This window comes from Streptomyces sp. CLV115 (assembly GCF_038448545.1).
In the GTDB taxonomy this organism is placed as follows: Bacteria; Actinomycetota; Actinomycetes; order Streptomycetales; family Streptomycetaceae; genus Streptomyces; species Streptomyces sanglieri.
Window position 1 is genome coordinate 113,381 of sequence record NZ_JBCEWQ010000002.1, and the last position, 15,029, is coordinate 128,409.

The 15,029-nt window shown below is 71.0% G+C and carries 10 protein-coding genes; 8 read left to right on the forward strand and 2 right to left on the reverse strand.

Features of this window, described 5'->3' with window-relative positions:
• Positions 1–143 precede the first annotated feature (143 nt).
• A complete protein-coding gene (locus AADR41_RS01220) occupies positions 144–1,700 on the forward strand; it encodes a DUF4832 domain-containing protein (protein WP_342279477.1) in 1,557 nt (518 codons plus the stop codon).
• Positions 1,701–1,779: 79 nt separating this feature from the next.
• Here AADR41_RS01220 and AADR41_RS01225 read toward each other — a convergent pair whose 3' ends face one another.
• Entirely contained in the window at positions 1,780–2,829 is a 1,050-nt protein-coding gene (locus AADR41_RS01225) for a hydroxyacid dehydrogenase (RefSeq protein WP_342279478.1), read from the reverse strand.
• A 252-nt stretch (positions 2,830–3,081) separates the two neighbouring features.
• Complete coding sequence (locus AADR41_RS01230) at positions 3,082–4,167, reverse strand: substrate-binding domain-containing protein (protein ID WP_342279479.1); 1,086 nt, start codon at positions 4,165–4,167, stop codon at positions 3,082–3,084.
• Between the two features lie 245 nt (positions 4,168–4,412).
• On the opposite strand from AADR41_RS01230, the gene AADR41_RS01235 reads away from it, so the two are divergent.
• The 7 genes from AADR41_RS01235 (at position 4,413) to AADR41_RS01265 (ending at position 14,957) form a co-directional block, all read left to right on the forward strand.
• On the forward strand, positions 4,413–5,339 hold the full coding sequence (locus AADR41_RS01235) for an ABC transporter permease (protein ID WP_342279480.1): 927 nt from the start codon (positions 4,413–4,415) through the stop codon (positions 5,337–5,339).
• Positions 5,336–6,223, forward strand: a complete 888-nt coding sequence (locus AADR41_RS01240) for a carbohydrate ABC transporter permease (protein ID WP_342279481.1) — start codon at positions 5,336–5,338, stop codon at positions 6,221–6,223. The genes AADR41_RS01235 and AADR41_RS01240 overlap by 4 nt, the downstream gene beginning before the upstream one ends.
• Before the next feature lie 53 nt (positions 6,224–6,276).
• Positions 6,277–7,938, forward strand: coding sequence for an extracellular solute-binding protein (locus AADR41_RS01245; protein ID WP_342279482.1), 1,662 nt, complete (start codon positions 6,277–6,279; stop codon positions 7,936–7,938).
• Positions 7,935–9,812: a heparinase II/III family protein gene (locus AADR41_RS01250; RefSeq protein ID WP_342279483.1), complete on the forward strand. Its 1,878-nt coding sequence runs from the start codon at positions 7,935–7,937 to the stop codon at positions 9,810–9,812. Before AADR41_RS01245 ends, AADR41_RS01250 begins: the two co-directional genes overlap by 4 nt.
• Positions 9,809–10,777, forward strand: a complete 969-nt coding sequence (locus AADR41_RS01255; RefSeq protein WP_342279484.1) for a family 43 glycosylhydrolase — start codon at positions 9,809–9,811, stop codon at positions 10,775–10,777. Before AADR41_RS01250 ends, AADR41_RS01255 begins: the two co-directional genes overlap by 4 nt.
• On the forward strand, positions 10,774–12,732 hold the full coding sequence (locus tag AADR41_RS01260) for a DUF2264 domain-containing protein (protein ID WP_342279485.1): 1,959 nt from the start codon (positions 10,774–10,776) through the stop codon (positions 12,730–12,732). Before AADR41_RS01255 ends, AADR41_RS01260 begins: the two co-directional genes overlap by 4 nt.
• 62 nt (positions 12,733–12,794) lie before the next feature.
• Positions 12,795–14,957: an alpha-galactosidase gene (locus AADR41_RS01265; protein WP_342279486.1), complete on the forward strand. Its 2,163-nt coding sequence runs from the start codon at positions 12,795–12,797 to the stop codon at positions 14,955–14,957.
• Positions 14,958–15,029: the final 72 nt, after the last annotated feature.

Genomic DNA, 15,029 nt, shown 5'->3' on the forward strand with positions numbered 1-15,029 from the left:
GCGCCGACCCGTTCCGCTCCCCTTTCCCGCGTCCTCATGTGCGATCGATGTGCGGTCGACGACATGGACTTGTCGCGTACATCGGTTCCGAGCAGTCTTCCGTGTGACAGCGCGAACGCGTGTTTCTCCAGAGGAGAGGATCCATGGCTGCCCCCATGAGAAAGATCAGCCGCAGAACCGCACTCGGGCTGGGACTGGCGGTGGGAACGTCGGCCGTCGCGCTTCCCGGGGCCGCGGCCGCGAACCCGCACGGACCGGCCGGAGCCAGGCGCGCGCGGGCGGTGTCGACGAAGACGTTCACCGCCGACCACTCGACGGTGCTGCGCAATCCGCTCAACGGCTGGGTGCTCTACGGGGACACCTCGTTCCCCGACGACTACTGGACGGCACGCGACACCATCGACGTCCCCGGTGTCGAAGGCACCGTCCGCGCGTCGGACTACGCCTCGACGTTCTACCTGCGGATCGCCTGGTCGCGGCTGGAGCCGTCGGAGGGCGTATACGGCTGGGACACCGACGAGGACCTGAAGGCCGCGATCGCCACCGCCCGGAAGCGTGGGCTGCGGCTGGCGTTCCGGGTCGTCGTGGACAGCCGGGACAAGCCGTACGGTTTCACACCGGACTTCGTACGGGGCGCCGGCGCGGCCGGCTACGAGACACAGACGGGCAGCAGGACCGTGTGGTCCCCGTACCCGGACGACCCGGTGTTCCAGGCGAAGTACGCCGCTTTCGTGAAGGCGTTCGCGAAGCGGTTCGACGATCCCGCAACCGTCGACTTCATCGACGGCTACGGCCTGGGCAAGTGGGGCGAAGGCCACACCATGAGGTACGTCGACCACGCCAACCGCGAGTCGGCGCTGCGCTGGATCGTGGACCTGTACGCGGACGCGTTCACCCGCGTCCCGCTCGCCATCAACTACCACCGGCTCATCGGCGCCGAGAAGGACTGGGGCGTACCGGACGCGGACAGCGAGCGGCTGCTGGACATCGCCGTGGACCGGGGATTCATGCTGCGGCACGACGCGTTCGGCATGACCACCTACTACGGGGACTGGGAACGCGCCTACGCCGAGAAGTGGCGCCATCGGCGGCCGATCCTGATGGAGGGCGGCTGGGTGACGACACAGCACAACTACACCGTCGACCCGCGGGGGTACGAGACCGTCGCCGACGTCCGGAGGGGCGAGTTCGACGATTCCGCGGAGGCCCGCGTCAACGCGATGGACTTCCGGATCGGCGAGACCCTGTCCTGGTTCACCGGCAGCTTCGACCTGGTGAAGAAGGCCGTCGCCGAAGCCGGCTACCGCCTGTACCCGACGACGGTGAAGGCACCGGCGCACGTCGTCGCCGGCGCCACCGCCGAGCTGCGCCACGACTGGACCAACCTCGGCTGGGCCAACCTGCCCAACGACCTGCCCCAGTGGAAGAACAAGTACCGGCCCGCCCTGGCCCTGCTGAGATCGGACGGCACCGCCGCACACGTCTTCGTCGACGGCGGTTCGGATCCGTCCGCATGGCGCAAGGGAGCCGTGGCGAGCCACACGTTCCGGGCACGCCTGGCCGGGGTGGCCAAGGGCCGCTACCGCTGGGGCGCGGCGATCGTCGATACCACGCGCGGCAACGCCCCGGGCATCGAACTCGCCGCGAAGGAGGCCACCGAGGGCGGCTGGCTGGTGGTCGGGGACGTCACGGTCCACTGACCCGGGAACGCCGAACGGCCTCCGGACGACGCGCCGGAGGCCGTTGCGCGTGGCGAGCCGCCCCGTCCGGGCGTGCGGCTCAGGCCTGGACCGCGAACTCCTCCGGCCGGATCGGGTCGAGGAGCATACCGGTGGCCGTGAACGCGAGCGTCTCGCGGATCGCGTTCGCGGCCAGCCGCCGCAGCTCGTTGCCCATCGAGCCCGCGATGTGTGGCGTGATGAACGTGTTGGGCGTCGTGCGCAGCCGTGCGCCGGCGGGAAGGTGCTCGGGCTCGGTGACGTCCAGGACCGCGGCGATGTCCCCCCGTTCGAGACGGTCGGCGAGCGCCTCCTGGTCGACGATCGCGCCGCGTGCGGTGTTGATGAAGGTGGCTCCCGGCCGCAGGCGTTCGATCAGCGTACGGTCGATCAGGCCGCGGGTGGCGGGCAGTAGCGGCGCGTGCAGCGAGACGATGTCACTGCCCGCGAAGAGTTCGGCCAACTCCACACGCCGCACACCGAGTTCGGCGGCTTCGCCGTCGTCCAGGTACGGGTCTGCCACCACGATGCGTACGTCGTAGTCCCGCAGCCGCTCGATGACCGCTCGGCCGACCCGGGAGGCCCCGATCAGCCCGACCGTGATGCCGTGCAGGCCGACCTCGGGCCAGTCCTTCTCCAGGTCCACCGGCCCGTCGTCGCGGCGCAGCGACTCCGCCGCGGTGAACGTCCGCTTCGCGGCGAGCACGATCATCGCCACCGTGTACTCGGCGACCGGGACGGCGTTGGCCGCGGTGCTCGACGTGACCGCGACGCCCCGCGCCCACACCTCGTCGTCGACGACCGGGCGTACCGTGCCCGCCGAGTGCACCACCGCACGCAGACCGGGCAGCAGGTCGAGCCGCCGGGCGTCGAGCGGGGTGGTGCCCCAGCCGGTGAGCAACACCTCGACACCGCGCAGCAGTTCGCGGTCCTCGGGCACGTCCGGGTCCAGCGGACGGTCCGCGAGGAGCCGTACCGTGCCGGACTCGTGCAGTGCCGAGAGGTCGGCCGGGCCGAAGACCCGCCGGAAGGTCGCCTCGGGCATGGCGAACGCCACGGGGACGGCGCGGCGCGAACCGGATACGGGCGCGGGCTTCGGTGCCGATGTCATGGGGGTCCTACCCTTCGGGAGTGGTCTGTTCCGGCCGCTCACGGCGCTCATGAAACGCCGGGACCCGGACGACGGCTCGATCGGCAGCCGAGAACGGCCGGGCACGGCCCTCGTCACCTCGTTCGCGGGGCCCGTCGAAGAGAGACCTCCGGCGGACGGTGAGCAGCGCTGTCCATGCCAGCCCCTGGCCATGTTCGATGTCAAGATCCGCAGAGCGATCGCTCATCAAACGAACATGCCGGCGAGCGGAGTTCAGCGCGGCGGCGCGGACGAATCCCGCACGGTCAGCGTCGGGGCGAGGGTGATGTGCCGTTGCGCGAAGGGCCGCTGCCCCGCCGCCGAGATCCGTTCGAAACAGGCGGTCGCGGCGAACCGGCCGACATCGTGTTTCGGCGGTGCCACCGCCGTCAACGGCACCGCCGCGAGCTTCGCGACCTCGTCGTCGTAGGCCACGACGGAGAGGTCGCCGGGGATCTGGACACCCAGGTCCATGGCCGTGGCGACGAAGTCGAGCGCGTAGTGGTCGGAGTGCACCAGCACCGCCGTGGTGCCGGTGGCACGGCAGCGGTCCAGGAAGGCGCCGGTCTGCCCGGCGATGCCGGAGGCGGCGTCGATGATCTCCACCGGCGCGTCGTCGGCCAGCCCCAGATGCCGCACGGTCCGCCGGTGACCGCTGAAGAGCTGACCGGTCGTCGGGGTGTCGAAGGTGGCGACGCCGATACGCCGGTGGCCGAGGCCCGCCAGATGACGGACGGCCGTCGCGGCACCGGCGTCGTGGTCGCTGCGCACGGACTCCAGGGTGTAGCCGACGGGCGCCTCGGCCACGGCCCGCTCCACCGCGATGACCGGCATCGGCGCCGCCTCCAGTCGTTCGAACGTCCGGTAGGCGTCCGCGACGGTCGTGGTGACGAGCAGACCGTCGACCCCGCCGGCGATCAGGCTCTCGATCTGCTGCCGTTCGTGGTCCGCGTCGTAACCGGACACCCGCAGCACCACGCGTCCGCCCAGCGCGGTCGTCCGCTCCACCACGCCGCCGACGATGTTCGGGTAGTAGTAGCCGGGGTCGGGAACGATCAGGCCGAGCGTGTACAGGGCGCGGCCGTCGTCGGCGACCGTCCGCGGGACCGGCCGGGAGACCATCCCCCCGGTGGGGTCGGTCTCCACCGTCACCGCGCCGCCGTGCACGCGCCGCAGCAGTCCGCGATCGGCGAGTTCGGTCAGGTCACGACGGACCGTCATGGCGGAGATGTTCTCGCGCGCCGCGAAGTCGGTCACCAGCAGACTGCCGTGTATGCGCAGCTCCGCCAGGATGCGGTCGTGGCGTGGGTGCAGGTGCATCGTCGCCCCAATGTTTGATTGATGTTCGGATGATCGCTCACACTTGACCGTCATCGTAGGGCCAACTCAGGATGACCAGACCGCTCGCGACGAGCACCGGCCGGCGCTGTACGGGACAGCCGGCCCATCCCGACTCCGCCCACCGCAACAGTGCGTGGAGCCACGTCTGTCAGAGGCGAAGGAGCCACATGGGCACGACGCTCGAAGCATCTGCTTCAGCCGCGGGGAGCAGACCGTCCGGGAAAGTGAAGACGACACGGAAGACGTCGTTCGTCGCTCGGCTGCGTCGTGACAGCCCGCTGCTGTTCATGGTGATGCCCGCGGTCCTGCTGCTGCTGTCGTTCATGTACCTGCCGTTGCTGGGCAACGTCATCGCGTTCATGGACTACCAGCCGTACATGTCCGTCGGCGACAGCCCCTGGGTCGGCCTCCACAACTTCCAGGTGCTCTTCGAGGACCCGGCGTTCTGGCGGGCGACGGGGAACACCCTGCAGATCACGTTCCTGCAGATCGTGCTGTACTTCCCGGTGCCCATCGCCCTCGCCCTGCTGATCCACTCGCTCACCCGGCCGTGGCTGCGGGCAGCGGTGCAGTCGGTGCTGTACCTGCCGCACTTCCTGTCATGGGTCATCGTCGTCGGCTTCTTCCAGCAGTCCCTCGGCTCGGGCGGCGTACTCAACCAGACACTGCGGCAGCTCGACCTGACGACGATCGACGTGATGTCCGACCCCTCCACCTTCAAGCTCCTGCTCACCGCGCAGGTCGTCTGGAAGGACGCGGGCTGGGGCGCGATCATCTTCCTCGCCGCGCTCGCGGCGATCGACGACTCGCTGTACGAGGCGGCGGCCATCGACGGCGCCGGAACATGGCGGCGCTTCTGGCACATCACACTCCCCGGGATCCGGCCGATCATCGTCCTCCTGCTGATCCTGCGGCTCGGCGAGGCACTCAACGTCGGATTCGAGCAGATCCTGCTCCAGCGCAACGCCGTGGGCGCCGACACGGCGGAAGTACTCGACACCTACGTGTACTTCCACGGCGTGATCGACGGCAACTGGAGCGTGGGAATCGCGGTCGGCCTGATCAAGGGAGCCGTCGGATTCCTCCTCGTACTCGCGGCGAACAAGGCCGCGCACCGCCTCGGCGAGCAAGGAGTGTATTCACGGTCATGAGCACCATCGTCCGCCCCGCCTGGCAGGGCAAGCCGAAGCCCGTCGCACTCGCGCTGAAAGCACTCGCGGTCGTGCTGGCGTTGGCCGTGGTCCTCTTCCCCTTTCTGATCGTCTTCTCGACCAGTGTGTCCGACAGCGAGTCCATCACCGAAGCCGGCGGATTCGTGCTCTGGCCCGACTCCTTCACGCTCGACGCGTACACCCAGGTCTTCGAGGGCGGCGTCGTCACCCGGGCCGTCGTGGTGTCGACGCTGGTCACCCTGGTCGGCACGGCGATCAGCCTGACGACGACCGTGCTCGCGGCGTACGCGCTGAGCCGCCGCGGCGCGCTCTTCCAGCGACCGCTGCTGACCTTCGTCCTCGTCACGTTCCTCTTCACCCCCGGGATGATCCCGCTGTATCTGGCGGTGAAGGAACTCGGCCTGCTGGACAGCTACTGGGCACTCGTACTGCCCACCGCCTTCAGCGTGTTCAACATGATCGTCGTCCGCGGCTTCATGATGGGCATCCCGCAGGAACTCGTCGACAGCGCGAAGATCGACGGCGCGGGGGAGTTCCGCATCCTGTGGAACATCAGCCTGCCGCTGTCCCGCGCGGTGGTCGCCGTGGTCGGCCTGTTCTACGCGGTGAGCTACTGGAACGCCTTCTTCAACGCTCTGATCTATCTGAACGACAGCACGAAGTGGCCCCTGCAACTGGTGCTGCGCACCTACGTTCTCCAGGGCTCGGCCCTCGTCGACTCCGGCGGTGACCAGACGGCCCCGCCCGCGCAGTCCGTGCAGATGGCCGTGGTGCTGATCGCGATCGTCCCGATTCTGCTGGCCTACCCCCTTGTGCAACGCCATCTCACCAAGGGCGTCCTCACCGGCGCCGTGAAGGGCTGAGACAGCACCGCCCGGGCGCGCACATCACCGGTACACGTCGAAGGAGACGCACGATGAACCGTTCCACCCCGCCCGGACCGAGCCGGCGCCATCTGCTCAGAGGCGCGGCCCTCGGGATCGCCGCCCTCGGCACGGGGCAGGCGCTCGCCGGCTGCTCGGGCTCCGGCGCGGACGCCGCGGTGTCCACCGACATCGCGAAGCTGCCCGCCTACGTCCCCATCACCAAGGGGCCCGTCCCCGACCTCAAGGGCAACGGCACCGTGCAGCCGGTGTACTACCGCTCACCCGCCGAGAGTGCGCTCTTCCGGTCGGTGACGGGGAAACCGGGTTCCGGCGGGAAGACCTCGGCGTTCGTCGTCACCTACTACTCCCCGCCGCCCGCGGCCAACAGCTACCTGTCGTACATGGGCGAGCAGGTGAACACCACCTTCGACATCCAGCTCGTGCCGGGGGACTCCTACGCGTCCAAGTTCGCGACGATGACGGCCGGCGGCGACCTCCCCGACCTGGTGCAGTTCCTCACCTTCGCGCCGCCGCAGGGATACCCGCAGCTGCTGCAGGCGAAGTTCCAGGATCTGTCCGAGCACCTGTCGGGCGACAAGGTCAGGAAATACCCCAACCTGGCCAACCTCCCCGAGGCTTCGTGGGCGAGCGCCCGCATCAACGGCCGCATCTACGGAGTACCCGAACCGCGCCCGCCGTTCGGCAGCATCCTCGTCTGCCGCCCGGACATCATCGAGGAACTCACCGGGCAGGAACCCGCACCGAAGAACGAGGCCGACTTCACCGCGCTGTGCAAGGAGGTCACCGACGCCAAGGCCAACCGGTACGCGATCTGCGGGCAGGGCGGCGCCAACGGCGTCGAGTGGGGCTTCGACATCATCGGCGCCGTGTTCGGCGTACCGAACGGCTGGAAGCTCGACGGGGGAAGGCTCGTCAACAAGTACGAGACGGACGAGTGGATCCGGACCATCAGCTACATCAAGAAGCTCCGCGCGGCCGGCTACTACCACCCGGACACCCCCAGCCTGGAGAACTCGCAGGCCAAGACCTACCTCGCCAACGGGACCGTCCTGATGCACATGGACGGCATCTCCTCGCTGCTGGACACGACCCTGCCCAGGGGCGTGGTGCTGGGCGCCGTCGTCCCGTTCGGCTCGGACGGCGGCAAGGGCGCCAATTACCAGGGCACGTCGAGTTTCGGCTTCACCGCCTTCAGGAAGGCGGGCCGGAAGAAGATCGAGGAACAGCTCGGCATCCTCGACTACCTTGCCGCGCCCTACGGTTCCCAGGAGTACTTCAAGATCCGCAACGGCAAGGAAGGCGTCCACTTCACCCGCGACGGCGACGACGTGGAACTCACCAGGGCGGGCCGGACGACGGTCGAACCCAGCGGCCTCTTCCGCGTCACCGAGGGCCCCCAGGTGCTGACCAACCCCATCCGGATCGACGAACAGCTCCGGCGCTCCCACGCCTGGCAGGTCGCCACCCAGGACATGCTGGTCGAGAACCCCGTCCAGGGGCTCTACTCGCCGGCCGCGTCGCGCTCGGGCTCGGCGACGAGCACCCTCAACGACACCGTCAACAGCTACATCCTCGGGCGCGCGGACCTGAACGCGGTACGGTCCGCGATCTCCTCCTGGAAATCCGCCGTCGGGAACACCGTCCGCAGGGAGTACACGCGACAGCTCGACAAGCAGGGAAGCCGCACATGACCTCCGCACCCTCCTTCCGCTCCCGGCTCACCCCGGACGCACGGGCCGCGCTGCGCGTCCGGGCGTGGTCCCCGGCACCGCCGGTGGACGACCGCCGCGCCTGGGCACACCTCGGCGAGCGCGACCGCGCGGCGCTGGCCCGCGCCGCGGCCGACTGGCGCGACAGGGCGGCACGGGACGTGCCGAGTCTCAGCGCCTGGGCGGCCTACAGCCGGGACGGCGACCGCCGCCCCCACGAAAGGACCGAGCACGCCCTTCTGGGACACCTCGCCTCCACGGCGCTGCTGCTTGCGGCGGACGACAGGGACGAGGACGCCGTCGCGCTCGGCGACGCCGTCTGGCGCCTGTGCGAACTGTCCGCCTGGTGCCTGCCCTCCCACTACGCGCTCCCCGGTACGGGGCACCGCCCTTTCCTCCCGGAGCCGGGCCGTGACGTTCTCGACCTCGCCGACGCCTACACCGGCGCGCTGCTCGCCTCGGTGGACGCCTTCGCGGGGGCACGTCTGGAGGGTCTCTTTCCCGGTATCCGCGGCCGCGTCCACCACGAGATCCGGCGGCGTGTACTCGGCCCCTGGGAGAGCGAGACGTACTTCTGGCACGGCGTCGACGCGCCGCCGAACAACTGGGCCCCCTGGATCGTGTCGAACGTCCTGGTGTGCGCGGCGGTGACCGAGCCTGACCGCGACCGGCTGGAGCGGACCGTCGAGCGTGCGCTGGTGATCCTCGACCGGTTCCGCGCCGGCTACGACGAGGACGGGAGCTGCGACGAGGGCGCCACGTACTGGTGGTGGGCCGGCGCGACCCTCTTCGAGGCCCTGGACCTGCTGGAGGAGATCACCGACGGCGCCTTCGAAGGCTTCACCGTGCCCCCGGTCGCGGCGATGGCGTCGTTCCCGGTGGACATGCAGATCGGCCCCGACACACAGGTCAACTACTCCGACGGCTCGCCCGCGCTGCCGGAGAACGCCAACTGGCACCTGCTGGCCCGGTTCGCGGCCCGTGTCGGTGACCAGGACGCCGTGCGCCACGCGCGGTGGATGGGACGCCGCCACCCTCTGCGGTTCGACGGCCAGCTCGCGCCCCTGTTCCGAAGGACCCTCGCCGAACTCCGGTCCCCGGACTGGGCGTCGGCGGGAGAGGCGGCACCGGGCATGCCGGCCTCGCGGTATCTGCCGGGCACCGAGATCGCCGTCGTCCGGGAACACGGGGCGTCCGCCACCGGTCTGTTCGCCGCCGCGAAGGGCGGCCACAACGACGTGAGCCACAACCACAACGACGCCGGCGGCGTCATCGTCTCCCTCGACGGCGAGCCGGTACTCATCGACGTCGGCGTGGGCGTCTACCGGCGCGAGACCTTCCAGCCCGACACCCGCTACACGATCTGGACGATGCGCAGCCCCTGGCACAACGTGCCGCTGCCGGACGGCGTCGAGCAACGGCACGGCAAGGAGTTCCGGGCGAGGGGCGTCACCTTCGGGGACGACGGCACCGTGGCCCGGCTGCGGATGGACCTCGCCCCCGCCTACCCGCCGCAGAGCGCACTGGTGCGCTGCGAGCGGTCCGTCGAGCTCGACCGCGGGCAGGGCGCCGTACTGCTCCGCGACGACTGGACCTTCGAGGCGCCCCGCACGATGACCCTCGTCCTCATGACGGCGCATCCGCCCGTCCCGCACCCGCGCGGGCTCCGGGTCGAAGCCGCCCTGCTGCGGGCCGACACCCAGAACTTCGAGGTCCGCACCGAGGCGATCGACCTGGACGACGACAGACTCCGACGGGTGTGGGGCGACCGGGTGTACCGCACCCTCCTCGTCCAGCGGGAACCGTCCACCCGCGCCGGTCACGTACTGCGCATCGAACGAGCAGAGGCGGCATGAACCACACGGCAACCGGTGCGATCGAACCCGGACGGCTCTTCCACGACCAGCACGGCCGGACCGCACAGCTCCACGGCATCGGAATACTGCGCCTGGGCGACCGCTTCTGGGCCTGGGGCGAGGACAAGCGCCGCGGCGGCACCTTCTCCGCGATCGCCTGCTACTCGTCGCCCGACCTGGCCACCTGGCGGTACGAGGGAGACTCCCTGACGGCCGGCCCGGGCGACCTCGCCCCCGACCGGGTGGTCGAGCGGCCGAAGGTACTGCACCACGCGGCCACCGGCCGGTACGTGATGCTTGTGCACATCGACTCCGCGGACTACACCGACGCCCGGGTCGGCTTCGCCGTCGGCGACCGTCCCGCCGGACCGTACGAGTACCGGGGCAGTGTGCGGCCGCTCGGCCGGCTCAGCCGCGACATCGGTGTACACACCGAGGAAGGCGTCGGCTACCTGCTGTCCGAGGACCGGGACCACGGGCTGCACATCTACCGGCTCACCGACGACTACCTCGCCGTGGACTCCCTCGTGTCGACGACCCTCGCGGACCACGGCCGGCACGGCTACGAATCACCCGCCCTGGTACGCGTGGACGGCACCTACTACCTGTTCGGCTCCGACCTCACGGGCTGGACCACCAACGACAACCGGTACACGACCGCCCCCGCGCTCACCGGCCCCTGGGAGCCCTGGCGGCTGTTCGCCCCCGAGGGCTCGGCGACCCACGACTCGCAGATCAGCGCGATCGCGACGGTGCACGGCACCGAACGCACCAGCCACGTCTACCTCGGCGACCGGTGGCTGCCGGACCGGCTGGCCGACTCGCCCCCCGTCTGGCTGCCGCTGCACATCGGCGGCGGCCGAGCACACCTGGAATGGAGCGACCGTTGGAGCATCGACACCACGACCGGCAACATTTCCGGGCAGGACGGACCGGCCCGCCCGCGCCGGAGCACCGCCACATGACCGGGGCACCGCCCCCGCCCCCCTTCGCCCTGCCGCCCCACGACCACGCCCGCTCGCCGCTCACCGGCTGGACCCGCACCCACTGGGAGACCACCGGCCTGTGCTGGCTCGACCACGTCCGACGCCACGACAGCCCCGGCGGAGCCCTGCCGCGGCTGCCCGGCCGGGTCACCCCGGACGGTGAACGCCGCGAGAGCATGGAGACCGTCGGCCGCTCCTTCCTCCTCGCCGCACCCCTGCTCACCGGCACCGACGAGAGGACCGCTGAACCGCTCGCCGAGCGCTACGCCCGCGCCCTGCTCGCCGGCACCGAGCCGGAAGGCCCCGAAGCGTGGCCGCGCGGCGTCACCTGCCGCGCACCCGTCACCGGCGTCACCAACTCCATCGTCGAGGCCGCAAACATCGCGTTCAGCCTGTACGTCAGCCGCGACCGCCTCTGGGACCGGTTCACCGCGCCCGAGCGCCACCGCGTCGCCGACTGGCTCAGGCACCACGCCCGCCTGGAGGTGTGGCACAACAACTGGCAGCTCTTCCCCGCGATGGCCGAGGCGTTCCTGCGTTCGGTGGGGGAGGACACCTCCGGCTGCACGGGCGAACGCAATGTGCGCCGCGTCGAGTCCTGGTACCTGGAGCAGGGCTGGTACACCGACGGCCCCGAGCACGCCATCGACTACTACAACGCCTGGGCCATCCACCCCTACCTGTGGGCCTGGTACCGGATGACGGACCGGGTCACCACCCCCGAGGGCGACCGCCACCTCGAACGCCTCGGCGCGTTCGTCACCTCCTGGGCGCGGACCGTCGCCCCCGACGGGTCGATGTTGCACATGGGACGGTCGCTCAGCTACCGCACCGCCGCGCTCGCCGCCCTGTGGTGCGCGGAGATCTCCGGCGTCAACCCGCTCCGGCCGGGCGCCACGCGGCGCCTCGCCTCCGGGGTCCTCGCCCGGTTCGTCGCCCACGGCGTCGGCATCGACCGCCCCCTCGACCTGGGCTGGTACCGGCCCTACGAGCCGATCGCGCAGAGCTACAGCGGCTTCGGGTCGGCCTACCTGGCCGGGATCGGCTTCCTCGGTCTCGCCCTCGCCCCGGACGCCCCGGTGTGGACGGCCGCGGAGGAGCCACAGCCCACCGAGACCGACCGCGGCACCCATGCGATGCCCTCGCTCGGCTGGCTGCTCACCACACAGCGGGACGGCATCGTCCGGCTCACCAACCACGGCAGCGACCACTGCGAGATCCCCGTCGAACCGACCCGCCCGGACCCCGACGACCCGCACTACGCCAAGCTGGCGTTCTCCTCCCACACCGCCCCCGGCACCGGCGCCGCCTGGCAGGAGAACATCGACTCCCACCTCGCCCTCGTCGATGCCGACGGCCGGGCCAGCCGCCGCGGGGCGATCAGGGCGATGCGGGTCGACGGCACGATCGCGGGGTCGGTGCACCTGCCTCAGATCGACGGACGGCAACTGCCCGGCTGCGCGGTCGTCTCCGTCTCGCTGCCGGACGGCGAACACGAGGTACGCGCCCACCTCGTGCGCTCGCCCGGCGGACGGACGGTCCGCGAGGGCGGCTGGGCCGTCGCCGACGACGTACCACCGACCGCGCAACTCGATCCGGAGGCCCCGTCGGCGACCGTGACGACCACCGGGGGCCTCACCGCACGCGTCACCGGTCTCCACGGCTACGACGACGCCCGCGCGTTCGGCTACCGGGACGCCGACGCACTGGGCCGCTGCGCCGCCGTCCCGGCCCTCTTCGCCTCCGCCCGCGCCGGCGACACCGTGCTGGTGAGCCTGCACACCCTCACCCGTACCGCCACGGCAGCCCCGCCCGAACCGCCCGCCGTGCGCGTCGACGGAACCCTCGTGACGGTGACCCGGCCCGACGGCATCCGGAAATCCGTCGATCTCGCGGCCTTCGTCCCCTGGGACGGACGCCTTCCCGGGGTATGACCCCCGACGCGACCCCGCACCCCGGCCGATCGCAGACCGGGACAGACCGTACGGAAGGCATCATGCGCTCCGAACCGACCGCCTCGATCGTCCATCTGCGCGCCAGGACGGTGAGCGTCGTCGTCGACCTCGGCGACGGCCGCCTCCCGGAGATCGTCCACTGGGGCGCCCCCCTCGGTGACCTCGACGACGCCACCCTCACCGCCCTCGTACGCGGGGCCGTCCGCGGCGTCGCCCCGAACGGCCCCGACCGGCCGGTACGACTCGCGGTCCTGCCCGAGGCCGGCGAGGCATGGCTGGGCCGACCCGGCATCAGCGGCAGCCGCTCCGGCGCCGACTGGTCACCCCTGTTCACCACGGAACCCCCCGAGACGACCGAACGCTCCCTGCGCGTCCGGGGCACGGACACCGCCGCCGGACTCTCCGTCCTCGTGGAACTCGAACTCGACGAGGAAGGACTGCTGCGCACCCGCGCGACCCTGGGCAACACCGGCACCGACGACTTCCAACTGGACGACCTGAGCCTCGCGTTGCCCCTGCCCGCACGCGCCCGGGAAATACTCGACCTCGCGGGCCGCTGGACCATGGAACGCACTCCGCAGCGGGCACCCCTGCGGGTCGGCGCCTGGGTCAGGGAGAACCGGCGAGGCCGCACCGGCGCCGAATCGCCCCTGGTGCTCTCCGTCGGCACACCCGGGTTCGGCTTCGCCGCCGGCGAGGTCTGGGGCGTGCACGTCGGCCACAGCGGCAACCAGCGGCACTACGCGGAACGCCTCGCCACCGGCGACCAGGTCGTGGGCGGAGGCGAACTCCTGCTGCCGGGCGAGATCGTCCTGCCGCCCGCCGGGAGCTACACCAGCCCCTGGCTGTACGGGGCCTACGGGGACGGGCTCGACGCACAGGCCGCTCTGTTCCACCGCCATCTGCGGGCATCGCCCGCACACCCCGGCTCCGCGCGGCCCGTCACACTCAACGTGTGGGAAGCCGTCTACTTCGCGCACGATCTCGGCGTACTCACCGAACTGGCCGACATCGCCGCGTCCGTGGGCGTCGAGCGGTACGTCCTGGACGACGGCTGGTTCCGCGGGCGCCGCTCCGACCGCGCCGGACTCGGGGACTGGACCGTCGACCCCGAGGTGTGGCCCGACGGACTGCACCCACTGATCGATCATGTCCGTTCCCTCGGTATGGAGTTCGGCCTGTGGTTCGAACCCGAGATGGTCAGCACCGACTCCGAGCTGGCCCGCGCCCACCCGGAGTGGATGCTCGGCACCGGAGGCCGGCTGCCACTGCCCTCCCGCCACCAGCAGGTCCTCGACCTCACCCACCCCGGAGCCTTCGCCCACGTCCTGGACGGCATGACCGCGATCCTCACGGAGTACGACATCGCGGCCGTCAAGTGGGATCACAACCGCGACCTCGTGGATGCCGGGCACGGGGAATCCCGGCGGCCCGGCGTACACGCCCAGACCCTCGCCGCGTACCGGCTCATGGACGAACTGCGCCGCCGATTCCCGGCGTTGGAGATCGAGTCGTGCTCGTCCGGCGGATCGCGCATCGACCTGGGCGTGCTCGAACGCACCCAGCGGGTCTGGCCGTCGGACTGCAGCGACCCCCTGGACCGCCAGCGGATCAACCGCTGGACCACACAGCTCGTACCGCTCGAACTCCTCGGCACCCACATCGCCTCGCCCCGCTCCCACACCACCGCCCGGACCCACGACCTGTCGTTCCGGGCGGCGACCGCCCTCTTCGGACACATGGGCGTCGAGTGGGACCTGCGGGCGGCCGACGAGCGGGAACGCGATGAGTTGCGGGAGTGGTTCGCGCTGTACCGCGCCCGTCGCGGCCTGCTGCACACCGGGCGGCTCGTACGGGAGGACCCGTGGGACGACAGCCTGCAGCTGACCGGCGTGGTCGCCCCCGACCGGAGCCGCGCCCTGCTCTCCCTCGCGGTGACCGGACGCTCGGAGGTGGTCCGGCCCGGCCGGTTCACCTTCCGCGGCCTCGACCCGGCCCGCCGGTACCGGATCAGCCCGGTGCGAGCGGAGACGAGCGGGCCACCGGAATCCGGGCCGGAGTGGTTCGGCACCGATGCCCGGGGCGTCGTCCTCACCGGCGCGGCACTTGCCCACGTCGGACTCCAGTGCCCGCCCTCGCCCCCCGAACAGGTTCATCTGTTCGACGTCACGGCCGTGGACGCCGCGACGGACACGACCGCGTGACGCCAACGGGCCGGCGGCGAAAACGCCCCGGCCCGGAGCCGAGGAGCCCCGGCCCGGAACACCGCACGCGCT

What these genes read in the sequence shown, in the direction of transcription:
- AADR41_RS01220 (WP_342279477.1), top strand. Translation starts at nt 144, where the DNA reads ATGGCTGCCCCCATGAGAAAGATCAGCCGCAGAACCGCACTCGGGCTG.
- AADR41_RS01225 (WP_342279478.1), bottom strand. Translation starts at nt 2,829, where the DNA reads ATGACATCGGCACCGAAGCCCGCGCCCGTATCCGGTTCGCGCCGCGCC.
- AADR41_RS01230 (WP_342279479.1), bottom strand. Translation starts at nt 4,167, where the DNA reads ATGCACCTGCACCCACGCCACGACCGCATCCTGGCGGAGCTGCGCATA.
- AADR41_RS01240 (WP_342279481.1), top strand. Translation starts at nt 5,336, where the DNA reads ATGAGCACCATCGTCCGCCCCGCCTGGCAGGGCAAGCCGAAGCCCGTC.
- AADR41_RS01245 (WP_342279482.1), top strand. Translation starts at nt 6,277, where the DNA reads ATGAACCGTTCCACCCCGCCCGGACCGAGCCGGCGCCATCTGCTCAGA.
- AADR41_RS01250 (WP_342279483.1), top strand. Translation starts at nt 7,935, where the DNA reads ATGACCTCCGCACCCTCCTTCCGCTCCCGGCTCACCCCGGACGCACGG.
- AADR41_RS01255 (WP_342279484.1), top strand. Translation starts at nt 9,809, where the DNA reads ATGAACCACACGGCAACCGGTGCGATCGAACCCGGACGGCTCTTCCAC.
- AADR41_RS01260 (WP_342279485.1), top strand. Translation starts at nt 10,774, where the DNA reads ATGACCGGGGCACCGCCCCCGCCCCCCTTCGCCCTGCCGCCCCACGAC.
- AADR41_RS01265 (WP_342279486.1), top strand. Translation starts at nt 12,795, where the DNA reads ATGCGCTCCGAACCGACCGCCTCGATCGTCCATCTGCGCGCCAGGACG.